The sequence below is a fragment of the Streptomyces sp. NPDC001100 genome, from assembly GCF_053598575.1.
Map to the genome: position 1 here is coordinate 102,751 of NZ_JBSFKO010000007.1, position 20,981 is coordinate 123,731.

The 20,981-nt window shown below is 71.2% G+C and carries 19 protein-coding genes and 1 tRNA gene; 13 read left to right on the forward strand and 7 right to left on the reverse strand.

All coding sequences use genetic code 11. From position 1 onward, the window contains the following. Positions 1 to 2: 2 nt before the first annotated feature. The 3 genes from pdxR to ACWDEW_RS12290 all read right to left on the reverse strand — a co-directional run bounded on the left by pdxR (position 3) and on the right by ACWDEW_RS12290 (position 4,606). On the reverse strand, positions 3 to 1,376 hold the full coding sequence (pdxR, locus tag ACWDEW_RS12280; RefSeq protein ID WP_450512075.1) for a MocR-like pyridoxine biosynthesis transcription factor PdxR: 1,374 nt from the start codon (positions 1,374 to 1,376) through the stop codon (positions 3 to 5). A gap of 116 nt (positions 1,377 to 1,492) precedes the next feature. Then, positions 1,493 to 2,959 carry an aminopeptidase P family protein gene (locus ACWDEW_RS12285; RefSeq protein WP_450512077.1) on the reverse strand — a complete coding sequence of 489 codons (1,467 nt, stop codon included), beginning with the start codon at positions 2,957 to 2,959 and terminating at the stop codon, positions 1,493 to 1,495. A gap of 93 nt (positions 2,960 to 3,052) precedes the next feature. Beyond that, entirely contained in the window at positions 3,053 to 4,606 is a 1,554-nt protein-coding gene (locus ACWDEW_RS12290) for a SpoIIE family protein phosphatase (RefSeq protein ID WP_450512079.1), read from the reverse strand. 458 nt (positions 4,607 to 5,064) lie between these two features. Between ACWDEW_RS12290 and ACWDEW_RS12295 the strand changes: the two genes are divergently transcribed. Then, on the forward strand, positions 5,065 to 5,730 hold the full coding sequence (locus ACWDEW_RS12295; RefSeq protein ID WP_362975891.1) for a bifunctional DNA primase/polymerase: 666 nt from the start codon (positions 5,065 to 5,067) through the stop codon (positions 5,728 to 5,730). 56 nt (positions 5,731 to 5,786) lie between these two features. Beyond that, the gene (locus ACWDEW_RS12300; protein WP_450512081.1) at positions 5,787 to 6,359 is read left to right on the forward strand and encodes a hypothetical protein; all 573 of its coding nucleotides are present in this window, start codon (positions 5,787 to 5,789) and stop codon (positions 6,357 to 6,359) included. A 242-nt stretch (positions 6,360 to 6,601) separates the two neighbouring features. Here ACWDEW_RS12300 and ACWDEW_RS12305 read toward each other — a convergent pair whose 3' ends face one another. The 3 genes from ACWDEW_RS12305 to ACWDEW_RS12315 all read right to left on the reverse strand — a co-directional run bounded on the left by ACWDEW_RS12305 (position 6,602) and on the right by ACWDEW_RS12315 (position 9,408). Beyond that, a complete protein-coding gene (locus ACWDEW_RS12305) occupies positions 6,602 to 7,567 on the reverse strand; it encodes a DUF5926 family protein (protein ID WP_450512083.1) in 966 nt (321 codons plus the stop codon). A 216-nt stretch (positions 7,568 to 7,783) separates the two neighbouring features. Then, entirely contained in the window at positions 7,784 to 8,332 is a 549-nt protein-coding gene (locus ACWDEW_RS12310; RefSeq protein WP_450512085.1) for an ATP-binding protein, read from the reverse strand. Between the two features lie 230 nt (positions 8,333 to 8,562). Then, a complete protein-coding gene (locus ACWDEW_RS12315) occupies positions 8,563 to 9,408 on the reverse strand; it encodes a glycerophosphodiester phosphodiesterase (protein WP_362975885.1) in 846 nt (281 codons plus the stop codon). 258 nt (positions 9,409 to 9,666) lie between these two features. Here ACWDEW_RS12315 and ACWDEW_RS12320 point away from each other — a divergent pair, with 258 nt between their 5' ends. The 5 genes from ACWDEW_RS12320 to ACWDEW_RS12340 all read left to right on the forward strand — a co-directional run bounded on the left by ACWDEW_RS12320 (position 9,667) and on the right by ACWDEW_RS12340 (position 14,107). Further along, on the forward strand, positions 9,667 to 11,220 hold the full coding sequence (locus ACWDEW_RS12320; protein ID WP_450512087.1) for a S1C family serine protease: 1,554 nt from the start codon (positions 9,667 to 9,669) through the stop codon (positions 11,218 to 11,220). A gap of 202 nt (positions 11,221 to 11,422) precedes the next feature. Then, positions 11,423 to 12,070 carry an RNA polymerase sigma factor gene (locus ACWDEW_RS12325; RefSeq protein WP_450512089.1) on the forward strand — a complete coding sequence of 216 codons (648 nt, stop codon included), beginning with the start codon at positions 11,423 to 11,425 and terminating at the stop codon, positions 12,068 to 12,070. Then, on the forward strand, positions 12,063 to 12,995 hold the full coding sequence (locus ACWDEW_RS12330; RefSeq protein ID WP_450512091.1) for a CU044_5270 family protein: 933 nt from the start codon (positions 12,063 to 12,065) through the stop codon (positions 12,993 to 12,995). Before ACWDEW_RS12325 ends, ACWDEW_RS12330 begins: the two co-directional genes overlap by 8 nt. A 3-nt stretch (positions 12,996 to 12,998) precedes the next feature. Then, positions 12,999 to 13,928 carry a GNAT family N-acetyltransferase gene (locus ACWDEW_RS12335; RefSeq protein WP_450512092.1) on the forward strand — a complete coding sequence of 310 codons (930 nt, stop codon included), beginning with the start codon at positions 12,999 to 13,001 and terminating at the stop codon, positions 13,926 to 13,928. A gap of 92 nt (positions 13,929 to 14,020) precedes the next feature. Further along, positions 14,021 to 14,107 (forward strand) — tRNA-Ser (locus ACWDEW_RS12340). 74 nt (positions 14,108 to 14,181) lie between these two features. Here the strand turns inward: ACWDEW_RS12340 and ACWDEW_RS12345 are convergent. Next, positions 14,182 to 15,072: a bifunctional DNA primase/polymerase gene (locus tag ACWDEW_RS12345; protein ID WP_450512094.1), complete on the reverse strand. Its 891-nt coding sequence runs from the start codon at positions 15,070 to 15,072 to the stop codon at positions 14,182 to 14,184. Positions 15,073 to 15,451: 379 nt separating this feature from the next. Here ACWDEW_RS12345 and ACWDEW_RS12350 point away from each other — a divergent pair, with 379 nt between their 5' ends. From ACWDEW_RS12350 to ACWDEW_RS12375, 6 genes are all read left to right on the forward strand, one after another. Further along, positions 15,452 to 15,763 carry a hypothetical protein gene (locus ACWDEW_RS12350; protein ID WP_033285529.1) on the forward strand — a complete coding sequence of 104 codons (312 nt, stop codon included), beginning with the start codon at positions 15,452 to 15,454 and terminating at the stop codon, positions 15,761 to 15,763. Positions 15,764 to 16,017: 254 nt separating this feature from the next. Further along, positions 16,018 to 17,220 (forward strand): acyl-CoA dehydrogenase family protein, encoded by a 1,203-nt coding sequence (locus ACWDEW_RS12355; protein WP_450512096.1) that lies wholly within the window; start codon positions 16,018 to 16,020, stop codon positions 17,218 to 17,220. Beyond that, positions 17,217 to 18,203, forward strand: coding sequence for a bifunctional MaoC family dehydratase N-terminal/OB-fold nucleic acid binding domain-containing protein (locus ACWDEW_RS12360; protein WP_450512098.1), 987 nt, complete (start codon positions 17,217 to 17,219; stop codon positions 18,201 to 18,203). The genes ACWDEW_RS12355 and ACWDEW_RS12360 overlap by 4 nt, the downstream gene beginning before the upstream one ends. Position 18,204: 1 nt before the next feature. Continuing rightward, positions 18,205 to 19,305 carry an acyl-CoA dehydrogenase family protein gene (locus ACWDEW_RS12365; protein ID WP_450512099.1) on the forward strand — a complete coding sequence of 367 codons (1,101 nt, stop codon included), beginning with the start codon at positions 18,205 to 18,207 and terminating at the stop codon, positions 19,303 to 19,305. Between the two features lie 17 nt (positions 19,306 to 19,322). After that, complete coding sequence (locus ACWDEW_RS12370) at positions 19,323 to 19,715, forward strand: acyl dehydratase (protein WP_450512101.1); 393 nt, start codon at positions 19,323 to 19,325, stop codon at positions 19,713 to 19,715. Then, on the forward strand, positions 19,712 to 20,878 hold the full coding sequence (locus tag ACWDEW_RS12375; protein WP_450512103.1) for a lipid-transfer protein: 1,167 nt from the start codon (positions 19,712 to 19,714) through the stop codon (positions 20,876 to 20,878). Before ACWDEW_RS12370 ends, ACWDEW_RS12375 begins: the two co-directional genes overlap by 4 nt. Positions 20,879 to 20,981: the final 103 nt, after the last annotated feature.

The following is a 20,981-nucleotide window of genomic DNA, read 5'->3' on the forward strand; positions in this document are numbered from 1 at the left end:
GTTCAGGTCCCCTCCAGCACCCGCCCCAACACCTCCAGCGCCTCCGGATACACCCGCTCCCGAGGCGTCCCGTATCCCACGACCAGCCCCTGCGGCCGGTCCGCGCCCGCCTCCGCCGTGTGCCAGTGCTCCCCGAGCCGCCCCACCGCGAGCCCCTCCTTCTCGGCTCGCGCCACTACGGCCTCCTCGTCGGCGACCTCCACCAGCGCGTGCAGCCCGGCCGCGATCCCGCGCACGCTGCTGCGCGCCCCCAGTCGGCCGAGGAGCTGGTCGCGGCGGCGCCGGTACCGGAGCCGGCACGCGCGCACGTGCCGGTCGTAGGCATGGCTGTCGATCATCTCGGCGAGCGCCAACTGGCCGATGGTCTCGGTGTGGTGGTCGCTGTGCAGCTTGGCGTCGGCGACCGGGTCGACGAGGTGGGGCGGCAGCACCATCCAGCCGAGCCGCAGGGCGGGCCCGAGCGTCTTGGAGGCGGTGCCCAGGTACGCGACCTGGCCCGGTGCCATTCCCTGGAGCGCGCCCACGGGCTGCCGGTCGTAGCGGAACTCCCCGTCGTAGTCGTCCTCGACGACGAGTCCCCCACGCGCGCGTGCCCAGTCGGTCAGCGCCCGTCTGCGCTCCGGGTGCAGGGTCACGCCGGTCGGGTACTGGTGGGCCGGGGTGACCACCACGGCCGCCGCGTTCCCCAACTCCTCGGCGCGGACGCCCCGTTCGTCGACCTCTACGGGGACCACGCTGCCGCCGTTGTGCCGGACCACCTCCCGGTGGAAGGGCAGTCCGGGGTCCTCCATGGCCACCCGGGAACCGTCGAGCACGCGCGTGAGCAGCGCGAGCCCCTGGACGTACCCGGAGGTGATCACGATCCGCTCCGGGGGCGCGATCACCCCGCGCGCCCGCCCCAGGTAGCCCGAGAGCGCGGTGCGCAGTTCGACCCGGCCGCGCGGGTCTCCGTAGTCGTACGCCAGGGAGGGTGCCGTCGCGATGGCGCGGCGCAGTGAGCGCAGCCAGGCCGCCGCCGGGAACGCGCCGACGTCCGGGCTGCCGGGCCGCAGGTCGAAACGGGGTACACGCGCGCGTGCCGCCGCCCCCGGTGCCTCCGCGCCGACCGAGGGCAGCAGCGCGACCTGGGTGCCCGAGCCCTGGCGGGCGGTCAGATAGCCCTCGGCGACGAGCTGGTCGTAGGCCGCCTTCGCGGTGCCCCGGGAGACGCCGAGTTCGGTCGCGAGGCGTCTGGTGGCCGGGAGGCGGGTTCCGGGAGCCAGGCGGCCGTCGCGTACGGCGTCCCGGAGCGCGCGTTCGAGACCGGCGCGACGGCCGCCCTCCGGGTCGGGTTCCAGATGCAGGTCCACCCCGACGCCGGACCAGAAGTCGTTCACGGAAAAGCCCTCCCCCTAGGCATACGACTGCCATGCGACCGTCATGCGAGTCGGCACACGAATGGCCGGGCACCGCACGTGTGCCCGGCCATCAGTCTTGTATCAGTTGCCGGCTGTCAGCTCTTGAGGGACGCCATCCAGCTCTCGACCTCGGCCGAGGTGCGGGGCAGGCCGTCGGAGAGGTTCCGGTTGCCGTTCTCGGTGACCAGGATGTCGTCCTCGATGCGGACGCCGATGCCGCGGTACTCCTCGGGGACGGTCAGGTCGTCCGCCTGGAAGTACAGGCCGGGCTCCACCGTGAGGACCATGCCGGGCTCCAGCGTGCCCTCCACGTACGTCTCGGTGCGCGCGGCGGCGCAGTCGTGGACGTCCATGCCGAGCATGTGGCCCGTGCCGTGCAGCGTCCAGCGGCGCTGGAGGCCCAGCTCCAGAACGCGCTCCACGGGACCCTCGACAAGGCCCCACTCGACGATCTTCTCGGCCAGCACGCGCTGCGCCGCGTCGTGGAAGTCGCGGTACTTGCCGCCCGGCTGCACCGCCGCGATACCGGCCTCCTGGGCCTCGTACACGGCGTCGTAGACCTGCTTCTGGATTTCGCTGAAGCGGCCGTTGACCGGCAGCGTGCGCGTCACGTCGGCGGTGTACAGGGTGTGCGTCTCGACGCCCGCGTCCAGGAGAAGCAGATCGCCGGAGCGGACCGGGCCGTCGTTGCGCACCCAGTGCAGGGTGGTGGCGTGCGGTCCCGCGGCGCAGATCGAGCCGTAGCCGACGTCGTTGCCCTCGACACGCGCGCGGAGGAAGAACGTGCCCTCGATGTAGCGCTCGCTGGTCGCCTCGGCCCTGTCGAGGACCTTCACCACGTCCTCGAAGCCGCGGACCGTCGAGTCGACGGCCTTCTGCAGCTCGCCGATCTCGAACTCGTCCTTGACCAGGCGGGCTTCGGAGAGGAAGACCCGCAGCTCCTCGTCGCGCTCGGCGGTGACCTTGTCGGTCAGCGCGGCCTCGATGCCGGCGTCGTAGCCGCGCACGACCCGCACGGGGCCGGTGGCCTCGCGCAGCGCCTCGGGCAGTTCGCGGACGTCGGAGGCGGGGATGCCGTAGAGCGCCTCGGACTCGGTCAGCGAGTGGCGGCGGCCGACCCACAGCTCGCCCTGGCCGGAGAGCCAGAACTCGCCGTTCTCGCGGTCGGAGCGCGGCAGGAGGTAGATGCTCGCCTTGTGGCCCTCGGCGGTGGGCTCCAGGACGAGGACGCCGTCCTCGGTGAGGTTGCCCGTCAGGTACGCGTACTCGACCGACGCCCGGAAGGGGTACTCGGTGTCGTTCGAGCGGGTCTTCAGGTTGCCCGCGGGGATCACCAGGCGCTCGCCCGGGAAGCGCGCGGAGAGCGCGGCGCGGCGGCGGGCGGTGTGCTCGGCCTGCTCGACGGGCCGCAGGTCGTGCAGCTCGGTGTCGGCCCAGCCGGACTTCATGCTCTCGGCCAACTCGTCGGACACGCCCGGGTACAGGCCGTTCTTCCGCTTCTTGATGGGCTCCTCAGGCTCGCTTTCCGGGGTCTCCGGGTTGAGCTCGTCGGCCACGGTCATCCTCCTAGATACGGCACTGGACCCCCTCCATCGTACGGTCGTACGGAAGGGGGCCCAGGGCTGTATGGCCTGTTACACATGGCTTCCGGGCGACTACTCGAACCGGGCCGCCAGGAGGACGACGTCCTCGTCGCTGTCGGCGGTGTCGAGGCCGTCCGGCAGGACGGTCCGCAGCACGTGGTCGGCGATCGCGGCCGGGTCGGCGCGCAGCGCCTTGGGGACGCTCGCGGCCGCCGCGTGCAGGCGGGCGAAGGCACGGTCCATGGGGTCGCCGGTGCGGTGCAGCAGACCGTCCGTGTAGAGCAGCACCGTCTCGCCGGGTTCCGCCTCCAGTTCGACGCTCGGCGCCTCCCAGCAGGCCAGCATGCCGAGCGGTGCGGAGACGGAGGTCTCCACGAACTCCGTGCGCCGCTCGCCGACCAGGAGCGGCGGGCTGTGACCTGCCCCCGCCAGGGTGATCTTGCGCAGCGCGGGCTCGCAGTAGGCGAACAGGGCGGTGGCCGAGCGGGCGGGCTCGGTGAGCCTGAGGAGCAGTTCGAGGTCGGACAGGACCGCGACCGGGTCCTCGCCCTCCATCACCGCGTACGCCCGCAGGGAGGCCCGCAGCCGGCCCATCGCGGCGATCGCGCTCGGCCCGGAACCGGTCACCGAGCCGACGGCGAGGCCGAGCGCGGCGTCCGGCAGCGGCAGCGCGTCGTACCAGTCGCCGCCGCCGCGTGGACCCGTGCGGTGCAGCGCGGCGAGCTGCACACCGGCCACGCGGGGGAGCCGGGACGGCAGCAGCTCCTCGGCGACGGTCGCCATGCACGCGCGCGTGCGCTCGACTTCGAGGAGCCGCGCCAGGTGCTCGGCGGCGAACCGGGCGTACAGCCCGGCGAGATGGCGCTGCCGCTCGACCGGCTCGGCGGGCTCGTCGTAGAGCCACACTGCGGCGCCGAGCCGCCCGGCCGCGTCGGTCGCCAGGGGCAGCGCGTAACTGGCCGCGTAGCCCAGGCGTGCGGCGACCTCGCGGTGGCGCGGGTCGAGGCCGTCCTCGGCGAACAGGTCGGGGTGGACGACCTCGCCGCCCTCGCCGCCCGGGGCCCCGGCAGGACCGTCGAGAATCTGGCCGTAGGACATCGCCCCGCGCGGGACGGTCTCGATGTGGCCGAGGTCGGAGCGGTCCAGGCCCAGGCCGATGGTGGTGTGCGGGCCGAGGCCGTCGCCGGGTTCCAGGACGACGAGTCCGCGCCGGGCGCCCACCAGGGCGGCTCCGGCGCGCAGCAGTTCCTGGAGTGCGTCCGCGAGTGCGTCCGTGCGGGTCAGGCGTTCCGTGAGTTCGTGGAGGGTCGTGAGGTCGGAGACCCAGCCGGCGAGACGGTCCTGGAGCAGGGCACTTGGCGCGTTCGGAGCGGCTTCCGGCGGGTTCTGGACGTTAGGGGAAGGGGCCGGAGGGGTACCGGTGGCGGCAGGCGCGGGCGCGACAGTGTGTGCGGGCGAGGGAACCGTTGAATCGATTCCGGCCACTTTCGGAGGGTGAGGGGCGTTCATGGCGTCCGGCTTTCCGACCGGTGCGTATTGCTCAAAAGCATCGCAAACCCCCATGTCATTCTGCGCCGCTGGCAGTGTCTCCACATGTACACGCACTCGTGAGGGGATGTCCAGCATTGTCCTGCTGGGATTCCTGGTGTCCATGGGTTTCGCGGGGGCATTTCGCTCTCCCCTTGCGGATTGGCAAAGTTGGCTTAAAACTGCATCAGGGGACGGTCCATTGCGGTCGACTGGGCTTGCTCGACGGAGCGTCACAGCGGTCGTGATGGGTACGTACTCGGAGAAGACCAGGGGTGGCGGGGGCCGCCCGGAACCTGGTGAGGGACCCGGGCGTCTTAACCACCGACGATCGTGCCCCATCCTCCCGTGGCGGAGGCGGAGAGAAATACGCGGAACGGCAAAACGCCAGACTTCGCCACCCCCACGCCACGCCCATGCTTTTCAGCACGCACGGGTTCCCCTTGCTTCACGCAGGGGTGTGATGCGCCAACAGGTACGCACAGTGAAGTGATCGACACATGGTGTGATGTGGTCCTCGGTGTTGCCAGCGGTGCAACGGAAAGGAACGAGCGCTCATGCGCGAGATCCTCGGAAAGCGACGCAGGCTCCTGTCCAGGCGAGACAACAGGAGGTCTGAGATGCTCGGCGCGGCCCTGACCTTCGCGACGGAATGGAAATGGCCCGTACTCCCGGGCGTGGCACCGGACCCCCAGGGCCGGGCCCGCTGCGGCTGTCCGGACCCCGAGTGCACGGTTCCCGGCGCCCACCCCTTCGACCCCGGCCTCCTCGCGGCCACCACCGACGCCCGCATGGTGCGCTGGTGGTGGGGCAACCGCCCCGCCGCGCCGATCGTCCTCGCCACCGGCGACAAGGCCCCCTGCGCGGTCAGCCTGCCCGCCCCCGCGGCCGCCCGGGCGCTCGCCGCGCTCGACCTCCAGGGCATGCGCCTCGGCCCGGTCGTCGCCGCGCCCACCCGCTGGTCGCTGCTCGTCAAGCCGTACTCCATGGAGCAGTTGGGCGAACTGCTCTACGCCAAGGACCACGTCCCCGGCTCGCTCCGCTTCCACGGCGAGGGCGGCTATCTCGCCCTGCCGCCCTCCGAGACCGGCCAGGGACAGATCCGCTGGGAGCGCGCACCACTGCCCGGCTCGTCCTCGCCCTGGGTCCCCGATGTCGAGGCCGTGGTGGACGCCGTGGTCGAGGCACTCACTCGTACGGGTGTGAGCGCCCCCGAGTTGTAGGGGTGTCGGGCGCGCGCGGACCGTGGCGCCCGTGGTCGGTCGTTATCTTCCGCTCTATGAACCTTCGTCTGCTCGCCCTCGCGGGCGTCGCGGTGTGCGCGGTCGCGCTGCCGCTGGCCGTGGCGTCCGCGGGACCCGTACGCGACGAGGGTCACGCGGTCGTACGTTCCCTGGTCGACTCCCCCGTCTCCTCCGGCGGTGACGCGAAGGAGCCGTCCGCCGTGCCCTCCCCGGCGCCCGCGCCCACCCGCTCCCCGCTGACGCTCGGCCTGGGACTGGCCACCGCCGCCCGCTGCGGACCCGAACTCTCCACGCCCGACGGCATCGAGGCGCAGACCTGTGTCATGACGCAGGGGGAGGACACCTGGGCGCGCACCTACTACCGGAACGCGACCGGCGACGACCTGGACGCGGTGCTGAGCCTCATGGGGCCGGCGGACCGCACCGTGCAGATGCACTGCGCCGTGAGCGCCGAGGACGAGCCCTCGCTGTGCGAGACGCCCAGGGAGCACACACAGGGCGATCTGGGCGCCTACACGGCCGTCGCGGAGTTCGCTGCCGGACAGGGTGGGCGCGGGCCGCTGTTGCTGCGCTCGGGGAGCAACTCATCGGCGCCTACGGCGAGTTGACGGACGGCATCGTTCCGTACACGCGGGCCGGGCATGAAAAGACCCGGTTGCTGGCGACGGGGGATGCACCAGCAACCGGGCTACTCGAACGGTAACAAGAGATCGGCGGTTCGCAAATTCGATCTCGGCTATTCGGACACCGACTTCCCTTTCACAACGGGGAGTTGTGACAGGAGTCACCGGAGTGAACGAGGCTGTTGCGACTGACCGGTCGGTCAGTCGCACCCCTGCGCCCCTCTGTGTCAGCTGAGCGTGACCTGCCGGTTGGTGAGGCCGCCGCGCGCGCGGCGCTCGTCCGCGGTGAGCGGGGCGTCCGTGGCCAGCGCGGCGGTCAGGCGCTCGGCGAACTCGGCGGCCGGCTTCTCCACGTCGTCCGCGCCGAACCCGCTCGGCAGGTCCCACACCGGCACGGTGAGACCGTGAGCACGGAAGGACCCCACGAGGCGAGTGCCCTCGCCGAGACCGGAGCGGCCGGCCGCGTGCAGCCGGGCGAGACCGTCCAGCAACTGCTCCTCCGGGTACGGCATGACCCAGCGCAGGTGGTTCTTGTCCGGCGTCTCGCACCAGTACGCGGCGTCCACGCCCTGGAGTTTCACGGTCGGGATGGCGGCGGCGTTGGCGCGCTCCAGGGAGGCGGTCACCTCGGGCGACGCGTTCTCCGCCTCCGGAACCCAGAATTCGAAGCCCGTGTGCACAACTGGCTCGAACGCGCCTTCCGGGTCGAGCAGTTCCTGCAGTCGCGGGCCGTCGGCCGGAGCGCGGCGGGACTGCACCGGAGTGCCCGGCTCCGCGACCAGCGCGCGCTGGAGCGTGTCGGCGAGGTCGCGGCTGATGTCGCCGGACGCCGTGTCGTTCTGCAGACCGAGCAGCACCGAGCCGTCGTCGCGGCGCAGGGCGGGCCAGGCCATCGGCAGCACCGTGGCGAGCGTGACCGACGGCACCCCTTCGGGGAGACCGCCCTTCAGGGGCAGCGCGACCGTGGCGGCCGGCACCAGCTCGCGCAGCGCCACCCAGTCGCCCTCGCCGGGCAGCCCCTCGAAGGGGCGCTGCACCAGCTCGGTCACCGCGTGGGCTGCGGCCCGGCCGTGGCACGCCTTGTAGCGGCGGCCGCTGCCGCAGGGGCAGGGCTCGCGGGCACCGACCACCGGGACCTCTGCGTCGCTGAGCTGAGGCCGCTTGGCCGTGGTCTGGGGTCGCTTCTTGGCCATCGTGGGTGTCTCCCGGTTACGGCTCGTCTCGTACGGGCGGGAGCCTAGCCGTTCACGCCATGACCGACGGGAGCCTGTGGACAACCCGGCGGCGCGGGTCGGCGACGGGCTCGCCTGTGGAAAACCCGGTGAACGGGCCTCCTGTGGAAAACCCGGCTCCTGTGGACGGACGCGTCGGTTCCGCGCGGACGTGTCGGTCCAGTCCCCGCGGACGGCTCAGTCCAGGTCGTCGCAGGAGTCCGCGTAGCCCAGCCGGGCACCTGAGACCGTCGGGGCCGTGACGCGCGTAGCGAAGTCCTCGCGCCGGTGCGCGGCATCCGGATCATGAACGTCCTCGTGCACGACCACCCACACCGTGACCTCGCCCCGGGTGTCGTCGCGTACGCCCCAGTCGTCGGCCAGCGCCGTGATGATGTTCAGGCCGCGCCCGCCGTGTGCCGTGACCGACGGGGTGGCCGGAGCCGGGCGGGTCGGGCCGCCGCCGTCCGTCACCTCGACCGTGAGCCGGCCGCCCGTGTCCACGCGCCAGGCACAGCGGACGTCACCGTCACCGGCCAGGGCGTCGCCCAGGGGCCGGCCGTGTTTGCACGCATTGCTCAGAAGTTCGGACAGGATCAGTACGGCATCGTCGATGACCGCTTCCGACACACCGCCCGTGCGCAGCTGATCGCGCATGCGATGTCTTGCCTGACCCACGCCCGCAGGGCCATGGGTCACGGCCATGCTCGACGACGTGGGCACTTCCTGTGCCACCACCAACGCCACCCCCGAGACCTCCTTCGCCCCACGCCACGGTGTGGATGCCCTCTTGGCCTGTACCGGAAACCGGCCAATCCACGTTCAGTGACGCATTCGCAACGATCGAACACGGACCGAACGCGCCGGAGCACTCCCTGTAATCGGGTGGCTTGTTTTCGATGGTGTGGCCGAGTTCGGAGGATGGTGCAGGTGGGGCTGCCGGGTCAAGGGGTGTTTGGCGGTCTTTATGAGGTTCTTTAATGTTCCCTACCGAGCTGGCTCAGAACGGCCCGCGGCCGGTTGGTGATGATGGCGTCAATGCCCAGGTCAACGCAGAGATCGACGTCCTCGGGCTCGTTGACGGTCCACACATGCACCTGATGACCGGCGTTTTTCAGCCGCTCGATGTACGCAGGGTGATTACGGACGATCCGGATCGAGGGGCCTGCGATCCGGACACCGGCCGGAAGTCGACCGTCCCGGAGGCGGGGCGAGAGGAACTGCAACAGGTAGACCGTCGGCAGTGTCGGGGAGGCCGCCCGCACCCGGTGCAGAGATCGCGCCGAGAAACTCATGACCCGTACCGGAGAGTCGGCGGCGGAGGCCGGGGCGTCCAGGCCGAAGCGCTTCAGGAGCACCAGCAGCCGTTCCTCGACCTGCCCCGCCCAACGCGTCGGATGCTTCGTCTCGATGGCCAGCTCCACCCGCCGACCCGCGTCCGCGACGAGTTCGAGCAGCCGCTCCAGGGTGAGCACGGAGGTGTCCTCGTGGTCCTCCGGGAGGTGCAGCCAGTCCGGCTCCTCGTCCCGCGTCTTCCAGGAGTCGCGGGACAGGTCGCGGCTCTTCCAGGAGCCGAAGTCGAGGGCGGCCAGATCGGCGAGCTCCAGCGCCGAGACCGCTCCGCGTCCGTTCGACGTACGGTTGACGCGTCGGTCGTGGACGCAGACGAGATGGCCGTCGGCGGTCAGTCGTACATCGCACTCAAGCGCGTCCGCGCCGTCCTCGATCGCCTTCTTGTAGGCGGCGAGGGTGTGTTCAGGAGCCTCTTCGGAGGCTCCGCGGTGGGCGACGACTTGGATCCGGTGCTGCCGTGCGTGGGTCACCGCGTCATGGTGCCACCGCAAAGGGGTACACGTGGAACCGAAAAAGTGTAGGTATACGCCTTTTCGGTGCTTATGACCGCTTATAAAGGATCGCCATGGACCCACAGGCACCGCTTATGGTGCCCTGACGTCCGGTGGGAAAAGCTGACGGCATACAAAAGCACCAGCACAGCTGTTTCGCGCCGGACCGTCGACAAGCGTGAACGAGTGTGACCGCATGCTTCCGAGAACAACAGCCGTGGACCGAGGAGAAGAGCTGTGAGCACCGAGAACGAGGGCACTGAGGTACCCCCGGCCCCGTCTGCACCTCCTGTGCCGGTGGAATCTCCCGCAGCTTCCCCGCAGGCGGCTGCGTCCGAGGGGAGCGCGCCCACCACGCAGCTCCCCCCGGTGCCTCCGAGCGCCCCGCAGGAAGCACCGCACGCCGGGCACGCGCCCGCGTACGGCGCCGCGCCCCAGACACCCGGCCCCGAGAGCACGGGATCCGCTCCCGACGCCGCCTGGCCGCCCCCGCCCGCCACACCGTCGTACGCCGACGGAGGCACGGCCGCGGGCGCGTACGGCGGCGAGGGCGTGGGCGGATACGGCGGCGACGGCTACGGAGGTGACGGCGCGTCCGGCGCAGGTGGCTACGGCGGTGACGGCGCGGGCGGCTGGGGCACCGCGTACCAGCAGCAGCCCGCGCCCAAGAAGCCGGGCAGCGGACGCGGCGGGCTGATCGCCGCCGTCCTGATCGCCGCGCTGATCGCCGGCGGCCTGGGCGGCGGCCTCGGCTACACCCTGGCCAAGGACAACGACAACAACAGCAACTCCACCACCGTCTCCGCCGACACCGGCAGCAGCGCCTCCGTCAAGCGAGACCCGGGCACCATCGCCGGAGTGGCCGCCAGGTCCCTGCCCAGCACGGTCACCATCGAGGCCGAGAGCACCAGCGGCGAGGGCGGCACCGGCACGGGCTTCGTCTTCGACACCCAGGGCCACATCGTCACCAACAACCACGTCGTCGCCGACGCGGTCGACGGCGGCAAGCTCACGGCGACCTTCCCGAACGGCAAGAAGTACGACGCCGAGATCGTCGGCCACGCCCAGGGCTACGACGTCGCCGTCATCAAGCTCAAGGACGCCCCCAGCGACCTGAAGCCGCTCACCCTCGGCGACTCGGACAAGGTGGCCGTGGGCGACGAGACGATCGCGATCGGCGCCCCCTTCGGCCTGTCCAACACGGTGACCACGGGCATCATCAGCGCCAAGAACCGCCCGGTCGCCTCCAGCGACGGCAGCTCCACCAGCAAGGCGTCCTACATGAGTGCCCTGCAGACCGACGCCTCCATCAACCCCGGCAACTCGGGCGGCCCGCTGCTCGACGCCCAGGGCGCGGTCATCGGCATCAACTCCGCGATCCAGTCGACCAGCAGCGGCGGCCTCAGCGGCGGCAGCCAGTCCGGCTCGATCGGCCTGGGCTTCGCCATCCCGATCAACCAGGCGAAGTACGTCGCCCAGCAGCTGATCAAGACCGGCAAGCCGGTGTACGCCAAGATCGGCGCCTCCGTCTCCCTGGAGGACAGCACCGGGGGAGCGACGATCACCAGCGGTGCCTCGGCGATCGAGGCCGGCGGTCCCGCCGCCAAGGCGGGTCTCAAGGCCGGCGACGTCATCACCAAGTTCGGCGACTCGGTGATCGACAGCGGCCCCACCCTCATCGGCGAGATCTGGACCCACAAGCCGGGCGACAAGGTCACGATCACCTACAAGCGCGGCGGCACCGAGCACACCACCGAGCTGACCCTGGCCTCCCGGGTCGGCGACAGCTGACATACGCGGCGTCAGACGCTCAACCGGCGGGCCGGGCAAGGGATTCCTTGCCCGGCCCGCCCTTTTTCCCCTCCACGCGCGCGTGGACGCGACTGAACCCGCCCCGGGGAACCGGATTCCTCCCTGCGGCGAAGTACGGGTGAAAGCCCAGTCTTCATCAGCGTGTCCGCAGGGACGACGCGCATGGACGAGAGGAGCCCCGATGACCGTCGAACCAGGCATCAGGGTGGGGCAGGACAGTGACGCCCCGACGAGTGACGCCTCGGTGATCGAACGGTCCTGGGACGAGCCCGAGGCGTTCGCCGAGCTCTTCGACCGCCACGCCGACCCGGTGCACCGTTACGCGGCGCGCCGGCTCGGCCCGGAGGTGGCCGAGGACCTGATGGCGGAGACGTTCACCATCGCGTTCCAGCAGCGCTTCCGCTACAACACGGAACTGCCCGACGCCCGCCCGTGGTTGTTCGGTATCGCGACCAACCTCGTGGGCCGGCACCGGAGGGCCGAGGCCCGTCGGCTGAAGGCGATCGGCCGGCTGCCGACGGCCGCCCCCGCCGACGGCTCCGAGGACGCGATCGCCGACCGGGTGGCCGCGCGGGTCAGCGCACAGGCCGTCCGCGGCGAACTGGCCCTGGGCATGGCCCGGTTGCCCGCCCGTCACCGGGACGTGCTGCTGCTGGTCGCCTGGGCCGACCTCGGCTACGAGGAGGTCGCCCGCGCCCTGGAGATACCGGTCGGAACGGTCCGGTCACGGCTGCACAGGGCCCGCAGAAAACTTCGCGACGCATTGGGCGGATCCGATCCGACAACCCTCCGAGAGGAATCCGACGTTGAGGAATCCGACGATGAATGAGATGCGGCTCCTGAGGGAGTGGGACGCGGAAGTACCCCCGCTCACGGACCACGCACGCGCGCGTGCCCGCCTCCGCCTCCACGAGACGATGACCGCGCCCGCCGCCTCTGTGGCCGTCGGGCGTCGCCCGCTCCTGCGGATCGCGGTGGCCGGCGTCGCGACGGCGGCGGTCGCCACGACCGTGCTGGTCGCCAACGACTCCTCGCCCCACACCCGGCCGGTGAGCGCGACCACCGTGCTGCGCGGGGCGGCGGCCGAGGACCGCAGGCTGGAGAAGCCGATCGCCGCGCGCGACGACCAGTTCATCTACACCAAGGAGATCATCAAGGAGACCCCCGCCGGGGGCGGCCGGACCCGGACGTACGTCGACGAGAGCTGGAACTCGGTCGACGGTTCCAAGAGGTCGTACGTCAGCGAACTGGGCCACAAGCAGTGGGTTCCGGTGTACGGGCCGGGCCAGGGCACCTGGCCACCGAGCAAGTGGAGCGAGCTGAAGCTGATGCCCACCGATCCGCGGAAGCTGGTGATCGACCTGCGGGACATGGGCGGAAAGCCGGACTACAGCAAGCCGATGAGGGCCGGCGACTGGCCGATGGTCCAGAACTTCCTGTCCGGCCTGCTCCGCGCGCCCGTTCTGCCGAAGGGACTGCGCGCGGCCGCCTACGAGGCGCTCGCCACCGTCCCCGGCATCAAGGTCGTACCCGGCCAGAAGGACGCCGACGGCCGCGTGGGCATCGGCATCCGCTTCGTCCCCGGACCGGGAACGTCCCGGTCACCGCTCCTGGTCTTCGACGCGAAGAGCTACCGGTACCTCGGCATGCGCGACCAGCGGACGGCAGGCGGGAAGACGTACGAACAGTGGTCGTACATCGCGGCGAGCGGTGTGGTGGACAGGGTGATGGAGCGGCCGCACGGCACACCATGAACCATGCGACCGGACGACTGGCACCTCACCCATGACGCCGACGAATTCCTCGCCCGGGCCGGGGAGTTCCTGCGCTCACGTCCCGCACACCACACCATGGCACTCACCACGGTCGAGAAAGTACGCAGGCACGGAGCGGACGCGCCCGGCGCCGGGGCCCCGGTGTTCGGCCACCTGCAACGAGGGGGCGAGATCCACGCGGCCTTCTACCGTCTGACCCCCCGCCGCCACCTGAACCCCACCTCGCTCACCCCGGAACAGGCCGACACCCTGGCCGCGCACCTGGCGGCCCTCGGCCAACCACTCTCCGGCGTCACCGCGGACCAGAACACGGCCGACGTGTTCGCCGAGTCCTGGCAACAACACACGGGCGCGACACCGGTACGCACCTGGGGCGCCCGTCTCCATCGTCTCGCCACCCTCACCCCACCGAAGCCGCTCCCGGAAGGCCGGGGCCGCGCGGCGGGCGCGCAGGACCGTGAGCAAGTCGCGCGCTGGTGCCGCGAGTTCTGCGTCGACGTCGGGGAGACCGGCTCCGTCGACCTGATCGACGCCGGCTCCTGGACCACCTCGCGCTTCGGCGACAGACACTTCACCTTCTGGGAGACCCCGGACGGCACGCCCACCTCCATGGCGGCCGTGACGTCGATGACCGCGGGCATGGTCCGGGTGGACCCCGTCTACACCCCCGCTCACCTCCGGGGTCACGGCTACGCGGGCGCCGTGACGACGGAACTGTGCAGAGCCGCGCTGACCGCCGGCGCGACGGACGTTGTCCTGTTCGCCGACCCGGCCAACGCTACGAGCAGCGCGCTCTACCGGCGCATCGGGTTCGTGCCGGTGGGGGACTTCATCGGTTACGACTTCGTCGACTACGACGTCAGCGGGTACGACATCATTGGGTACGACGTCCCGGGCGCGACGCAGGAGTAGCCCGACGGGACCCCTCCAGCGGGACCACGCCACCCACCCACCCCCGATGCCGGTACGCTGTACCCGCTCCGTCCCTGGTGGGCGGCTGCGCAGGTGGGTTGCCCGAGCGGCCTAAGGGAACGGTCTTGAAAACCGTCGTGGCAGCGATGTCACCGTGGGTTCAAATCCCACACCCACCGCGGTGTTGGTAAGGGGCGCTCTCAGTGGAGGGCGCCCCTTACGCATGTCGGTCCTCAGAGGCCGGGCAGGGGTCTCACGCCCGCTGCCCCGTCATCCGCGCCGCCGAGGCGATCGTCGCCCGGGCCTCCCGCTCGGAGAGCCCTGTGCCCAGGGCGGCCTCGACCAGGGGCTCGACGAGTGCCGGGCCGATGTCGTTCTCGTAGGCGCGGCAGGCCGCCCAGAAGAGGCGGGTGTTGCGTTGGCCCTCGTGGGCCGCGAGGACGAACTGGACGAGTCCCTGGCCGTGTTGGCCGGTCGAGGTGGGGGTCGGGTGGTTGGTGCGGGGTGGGGGGAGGAGCAGGCGGAGGAGCGAGGGCGGGCAGGGGGCCGGTGCGAGGTGGGCCGTGGCGGGCGCGGCGCTGTAGAAGCCGTGTTCGGTGCGGGAGCCGGGGCCGACCAGGTAGCCGCCGGCGCCGCGGATGTCGATGCCGGGGGCCAGCCGGCCAGCGGAGTTGGGGACGACGACGTCGGGCGGGCCGGTGAGCCAGAGGTGGCGGCCGCCGCTGGGGGTCAGGACGACCACGGTCTCGGGGATCGTGAAGAGGTGGCGGAGGGCCAGTTCGCGCAGGGCGGAGGACGAGTCCGTACCGGATTTGGTGTCGAGGTCGACGCCGATCAGATGGTACGGCGGCAGTCCGCACGCGATGCCGTAGCCGGTGGCCCAGGGTGCCGCGGCGAAGAGTTCGCGGATGCGCGCCGGGTCGGTGGAGGCGTCGTAGACCCCGTGGCCGACGAGTCCGCACTCGCCGTGGCAGGGCGGTCCTGCGGTGCCTGCCGCGCCCACCAGATCGGTGTCGTCGCGGTGCGGTGAGCGCAGGGCCGGGAGTTTTGTTCGGGACAGGGGGATCACGGCCAGTCCGCGTTCGGCGGCTGACAGGGCGTGTGCGAGGGCCAGCGTGGTGGCCTGCCGGTCGATGGTGGCCATGACTCCATGTTCGTACGAGTGTTCGAAAAAGGGAAGAGGGGGCGGCGTCGGCGCGCCCGGGGGAGGGTGATCGGGAGTGATCGCCGGAAATGTGGCGGAACGCTTCGCCTCTTCTGCGGCCCGGGCCGGGATGTCCGTACCGCCCCGAACTGCGGCTTCGATGGTGGCAAAGGGGTTTATCGACTTGTCATCACGCTTCAGGGGGAATAACCGCTTCCGGTCTGGTTCGCCGGGGATTCGGTGGGCAACTCTGGTCTCGCGACGTCGTGCACCACACCAGGGCGGTCGGCCAACTGCCCAGGTAGAAGCCGTACTTGAAGCCGTAGTTCATGTGCGTTCGGCTCGGAAGCCGCTCCGCACTCTGTTCTGGAGGAACAACATGGCAAGCATCCGTACCGCCCGCGTCATCGCCGCCGTCTCCGCCCTCCCGCTGGCAGCCGCCCTCTTCACCGGCGTCGCGGCGGCGGACAACGGCGCCATCGCGGGCAACGGATCGAACGCGGGTGTGGCGACCGTCAGCGGCAGCGGGGTCGGGCACGACAACAAGGGCAACTCGTCCACCACACAGCAGCAGGCGGTGGGTTCGGGGGCTTCGAACCAGAGCAACACCGCCCAGGTCAACGGATCCGCGTTCACCGCCATCAACCAGGGAAACTCGAACGTCGCCGTCAACTTCGCCAACTTCTGGTAGCCGCGCCCGACGACTCCCGCGCGGGGATGCGCGGAGGCGTCTGAGGGTGTGCGAGGTGTGCTCTGTGGGGTCGTAACGCGTCTGCGCGGTGGTGCTTCGGTGCCGCCGCGCAGGCGTTTCTCCGTATGCGGGCAGGCGTCCCGCGCGCGCGTGCGCCGGTGATCTCCCTTCTCCGGAACCGACCTTGACAGTCCACGACATCTGACGGACAGTCAGAAATCATCGTCCGTACGACGACACGGAGGTCCGGCGTCGTGCACCTCGCCCCCACCCCTCGCCAGCAGCGGTTGCGTGCCGAACTCCGGGCGTACTTCGCCGCGTTGATGCCGGACGGACCGCCCCGCGCGGACGACCCCCGGGGGCAGCGGGCGTTGCTGCGCCGTATCGGCGGCGACGGGTGGCTCGGGCTCGGCTGGCCGGTCGAGTACGGCGGTCAAGGGCGGGGCGCGGACGAGCAGTTCGTGTTCTTCGACGAGGCCTACCGGGCGAACGCGCCCGTCTCGATGGTCACCCTGAACACCGTCGGGCCGACGCTGATGAAGTACGGCAGCGAGGAACAGCGGGCCGCCCTCCTGCCGGGCATTCTGCGCGGGGAACTCGTCTTCGCGATCGGCTACAGCGAACCGTCGGCCGGCACCGACCTCGCGTCACTGCAGACCCGGGCGGTACGCGAGGAGAGCCGGGGCTGGCTGATCGACGGGCAGAAGATCTTCACCTCCAACGCCCACAACGCCGACTGGATCTGGCTCGCCTGCCGCACCGACCCCGAGGCCCCCAAGCACCGCGGCATCTCGATCATCCTCGTCCCGACCGACGCGCCCGGCTTCTCCTGGACCCCGATCGACACGGTGGGCGGGCAGCGGACGACGGCCACGTACTACGACGGCGTCCGCGTTCCGGCGGCCAACCTGGTCGGCGCGGAGAACGAGGGCTGGTCGCTCATCACCAACCAGCTCAACCACGAGCGGGTCGCCCTCGCCGCGACCGGCATGCAGGCCGAGGACCACTACACGGCCGCGCTGACCGCCGCCCGCACCCCCGATCCGGTGACGGGCAGGCGCCGGGCCGACGAGCCGTGGGTGCGGGCTCAGCTGGCCGAGGCACACGCCAGGCTGGCGGCGACCCGCCTGCTCAACTGGCGTCTGGTGGGTGACGTGGGAGCGGGTCGGCTGGCACCCGGCGACGCGAGCGGCGTGAAAGTCGTGGGAACCGAATCGACGGTGGCGGTGTACCAGATATGTCAGCACGTCGCCGGAGCGGACGGGACGGCCGCACCAGCAGGGCCGACCGGGCTGACGGGGCTGGTGCGTTCGGGTTCGCCGGGTGTCTTCGGGGACGGCGAGCTGGAGCGGCTGAACAGGGCGGCGCAGATCAACACGTTCGGGGGCGGGGTGAGCGAGGTGCAGCGGGAGATCGTCGCGACGATGCGGCTCGGGATGACGAGGGGGCGGCGGTGACAAGCGAGTCGGCGGTGAGCGCAGCGGCCGTGGACGAACTGGGGGCGCGGCTCAAGGCGTACGAGGGGCGTCCGGCCGCCGTGGCGGGCGCGGGCAAGGACCCCGTCAACGAGCCGATGATCCGGCACTGGTGCGAGGCGATGGGCGACACGAATCCGGCGTACACGGGCCCGGACGCCGTCGCCCCGCCCACCATGCTCCAGGCCTGGACCATGGGCGGCCTCTCCGGGCACTCGGGACGCACGGGGGCCTACGACGAGCTGTTCGACCTGCTCGATGAGGCGGGCTGCACCTCGGTGGTCGCCACCGACTGCGAGCAGGAGTATCTACGGCCCCTGCGGCCGGGGGACGAGGTCACCTTCGACGCGGTGATCGAGTCGGTCTCGGACCGCAAGACGACGAAGCTGGGCACGGGGTACTTCGTCACGACGCGCATGGACGTCAGGGTGGGCCAGGACCTCGTCGGCACCCACCGCTTCCGCATCCTCAAATACGCCCCCGCACGGCAGAAGCAGAAGAGGCGGCAGGAGGAGAAACCGGCTCGCGCCCGACGTCCCCGTCCCGTCGTCAACCGCGACAACGCCGGCTTCTGGGAGGGCGTGGAGCGGCGGCAACTCCTCATCCAGCGCTGCACGAGCTGCGGGACGCTGCGCCACCCCTGGCTGCCGGGCTGCAACACCTGTGGCTCCCTGGACTGGGACACCGTCGAGGCGAGCGGCGACGGGACCGTCTACTCGTACGTGGTGATGCACCACCCGCCCTTCCCCGCCTTCGCCCCTCCCTACGCCGTCGGGCTGATCGAACTCGCCGAGGGCGTGCGGATCGTGAGCAACGTGGTGGGGGTGCCGTACGACAAGGTGCGCATCGGGCTGCCGGTACGGCTCGAATTCCGGCAGTACGACGACGGGGGCGAGGACGGGGACGGTCCGCTGGTGCTCCCCGTCTTCCGGGTCCAGGAAGGCCGAGAGGGCGGGGTGGGCTGACATGGACTTCACGCCGGCCGAGGAGCAGGCGGCGGCCCGTGACCTGGCCGCCCGGATCTTCGGCGACCTCGCGACACCGGAGCGGCTCACGGCGTCCGGGACCGGCAGCGACCCCGAGCTGTGGAAGGCGCTGTGCGCCGCCGGACTGGTGGGCGCCGTCGAGGAGGTGGGCCTGCTCGGCCTCGTCCTCCTCCTGGAGGAGCAGGGGCGGACGACGGCCCAGGTGCCCTTCGCCTCGACGTGCGTGTACGGGCTGCTGGCGGTGGCGGCGCACGGTTCGCCCGAGCAGCGGGAGCGGTTGTTGCCGGGCATCGGGGACGGGTCGGTGGTGGTGTGCGGGGCGTTTCCGGCGCAGGGGGGTGTACGGGCCGAACCGGTCGTACGGGCCTCTGCGCAGGGTGAGTTGACCGGTACGGTCCCTGTCGTCCCCTGGCTGCGTGACGCCACGCATGTCCTCGTCGCCGACGATCACGGGGAGTTGTGGCTGACGCCGGTCACGGATGCCACGCGCGTCGAACCGGTGGAGCTGACGGCACCCTGGTCGGCGGGGCGGCTGACACTCGACGGCGCGGCGGCGGAACGGCTCGGCGACGCGGAGGGCCGTGCCGACGGTCTAACCCCCGCATGTGCAGACGTTCGCGTGACGGCCCACGCCGATGTCCTCGCCACCGCCCGTACCGCCTTCGCCGGTCTTCAGGCCGGGGTCTGTGCGGGCTCGCTCGCGCGGGCCGTGGCGCATGTCAACGCGCGGGAGCAGTTCGGGCGCCCGCTGGCCACCCGGCAGGCGGTCCAACTCCGGTCCGCAGACGCGTACATGGACATCGAGGCGATACGCGTGACGGCGTACGAGGCGGCCTGGCGGCGCGACGCGGGGCTGCCGTACGCCACGCACGCGCTGACCGCGGCCTGGTGGGCGTCCGAGGCGGGCCGGCGTGTCGTCGACACGGGTCAGCATCTGCACGGCGGGGCGGGAGCCGACCTGGACCATCCGGTCCACCGGCACTTCCTCTGGGGGCGCCAGTTGGACGCGTATCTGGGCTGTGGGGCCGAAGTGCTCCAGGAACTGGGGGAGTTGATCGTCGGTGAGGAGGCGCAGCCATGAGGGCGGGAGGCGCGGCCATGAGGGTGGGTGAGGACTTGCCCCCGATCGAGATCGAGATCACCCGCACGCTGATCGTCGCCGGGGCCATCGCCTCCCGGGACTACCAGGACGTGCACCACGACGCGGAGTTGGCGCGGCTGAAGGGCTCCCCCGACATCTTCATGAACATCCTGACGACGAACGGCCTGGTCGGCCGCTACATCACGGACCACTTCGGCCCGCGAGCCGTCCTCCGCAAGGTCGCCATAAGGCTCGGCGCCCCCAACTACCCCGGCGACACGATGGTGTTGACCGGCAGGATCGAGGAGACATACGGGGACACCGCGACGGTGCGCGTGCTCGGGACGAACGGCATCGGCCGGCATGTGACAGGCACCGTCACGGTGACCGTACCGAGGGAGGCCGGATGAGTGCCCGCACCCGCGACAGCCTCGGCGGACGGGCCGCGATCGTCGGTATCGGGGCCACGGAGTTCTCCAAGGACTCGGGACGCAGCGAACTGCGGCTGGCCGTGGAGGCGGTGGGGGCGGCGCTGGACGACGCGGGGCTCACGCCGGCGGACGTGGACGGGATGGTGACGTTCACGATGGACACCAACCCGGAGATCACCGTCGCCCAGGCCTGCGGGATCGGCGAGCTGTCCTTCTTCTCCCGGGTCCACTACGGCGGCGGCGCGGCCTGTGCGACCGTCCAGCAGGCGGCGCTGGCCGTGGCGGCGGGGGTCGCCGAAGTGGTGGTCTGCTACCGCGCCTTCAACGAGCGGTCGGGCCGCAGATTCGGTTCGGGCGTCACGCATCGCGAACCCTCGGCGGAGGGTGCGGCGCTCGGCTGGTCGCTGCCGTTCGGGCTGCTCACCCCGGCGTCCTGGGTGGCGATGGCGGCGCAACGGTATCTGCACACCTACGGCCTCACACCCGAGGTGTTCGGGCAGGTGGCGGTCGTGGACCGCAAGTACGCGGCGACCAATCCGGCGGCGTACTTCCACGGCAGACCGATCACCCTCGCCGAGCACGCGGCCTCGCGCTGGATAGTGGAGCCGCTGCGGCTGCTGGACTGCTGCCAGGAGACGGACGGCGCACAGGCGATCGTCGTCACGTCGGTGGAGCGGGCCCGCGACCTGCCGCGCCCGTCCGCGGTCATAGCTGCGGCGGCCCAGGGCGCCGGCCGGGCGCAGGAACAGATGACCAGCTTCTACCGCGACGACCTGACCGGCCTCCCGGAGATGGGCGTGGTCGCACGCCAGCTGTGGCGGACGGCGGGACTCGGTCCGGACGACATGGACGTGGCGATCCTCTACGACCACTTCACGCCGTTCGTGCTGATGCAGCTGGAGGAGTTCGGGTTCTGCGGCAAAGGGGAGGCGCCGGACTTCGTGGCCGAGGAACAGGTGCCGCTCAACACACACGGGGGCCAGCTGGGGGAGGCGTACCTGCACGGCATGAACGGAATCGCGGAAGCAGTCAGACAGGTGCGCGGCACCGCGGTGAACCGGATACCGGGGGCAGACCGGGTCCTGGTGACGGCGGGGACCGGGGTGCCGACGTCCGGGCTGATCCTCACGACCGACGGTTGAGCTACGCCCCGGGGTCTCGGTCGCCCTCGGGCGGCTCAGCCCCCGGGGGAACCCGCAACGGCCGACCCCGTACGACTGAACCCCCAGGGGTAAACCCGCAGTA

Coding starts and splice junctions, on each gene's coding strand:
- ACWDEW_RS12285 (WP_450512077.1), bottom strand. CDS start 2,959: ATGACCGTGGCCGACGAGCTCAACCCGGAGACCCCGGAAAGCGAGCCT.
- ACWDEW_RS12290 (WP_450512079.1), bottom strand. CDS start 4,606: ATGCTGGACATCCCCTCACGAGTGCGTGTACATGTGGAGACACTGCCA.
- ACWDEW_RS12295 (WP_362975891.1), top strand. CDS start 5,065: ATGCGCGAGATCCTCGGAAAGCGACGCAGGCTCCTGTCCAGGCGAGAC.
- ACWDEW_RS12300 (WP_450512081.1), top strand. CDS start 5,787: ATGAACCTTCGTCTGCTCGCCCTCGCGGGCGTCGCGGTGTGCGCGGTC.
- ACWDEW_RS12305 (WP_450512083.1), bottom strand. CDS start 7,567: ATGGCCAAGAAGCGACCCCAGACCACGGCCAAGCGGCCTCAGCTCAGC.
- ACWDEW_RS12325 (WP_450512089.1), top strand. CDS start 11,423: ATGACCGTCGAACCAGGCATCAGGGTGGGGCAGGACAGTGACGCCCCG.
- ACWDEW_RS12330 (WP_450512091.1), top strand. CDS start 12,063: ATGAATGAGATGCGGCTCCTGAGGGAGTGGGACGCGGAAGTACCCCCG.
- ACWDEW_RS12335 (WP_450512092.1), top strand. CDS start 12,999: ATGCGACCGGACGACTGGCACCTCACCCATGACGCCGACGAATTCCTC.
- ACWDEW_RS12345 (WP_450512094.1), bottom strand. CDS start 15,072: ATGGCCACCATCGACCGGCAGGCCACCACGCTGGCCCTCGCACACGCC.
- ACWDEW_RS12350 (WP_033285529.1), top strand. CDS start 15,452: ATGGCAAGCATCCGTACCGCCCGCGTCATCGCCGCCGTCTCCGCCCTC.
- ACWDEW_RS12365 (WP_450512099.1), top strand. CDS start 18,205: ATGGACTTCACGCCGGCCGAGGAGCAGGCGGCGGCCCGTGACCTGGCC.
- ACWDEW_RS12370 (WP_450512101.1), top strand. CDS start 19,323: ATGAGGGTGGGTGAGGACTTGCCCCCGATCGAGATCGAGATCACCCGC.
- ACWDEW_RS12375 (WP_450512103.1), top strand. CDS start 19,712: ATGAGTGCCCGCACCCGCGACAGCCTCGGCGGACGGGCCGCGATCGTC.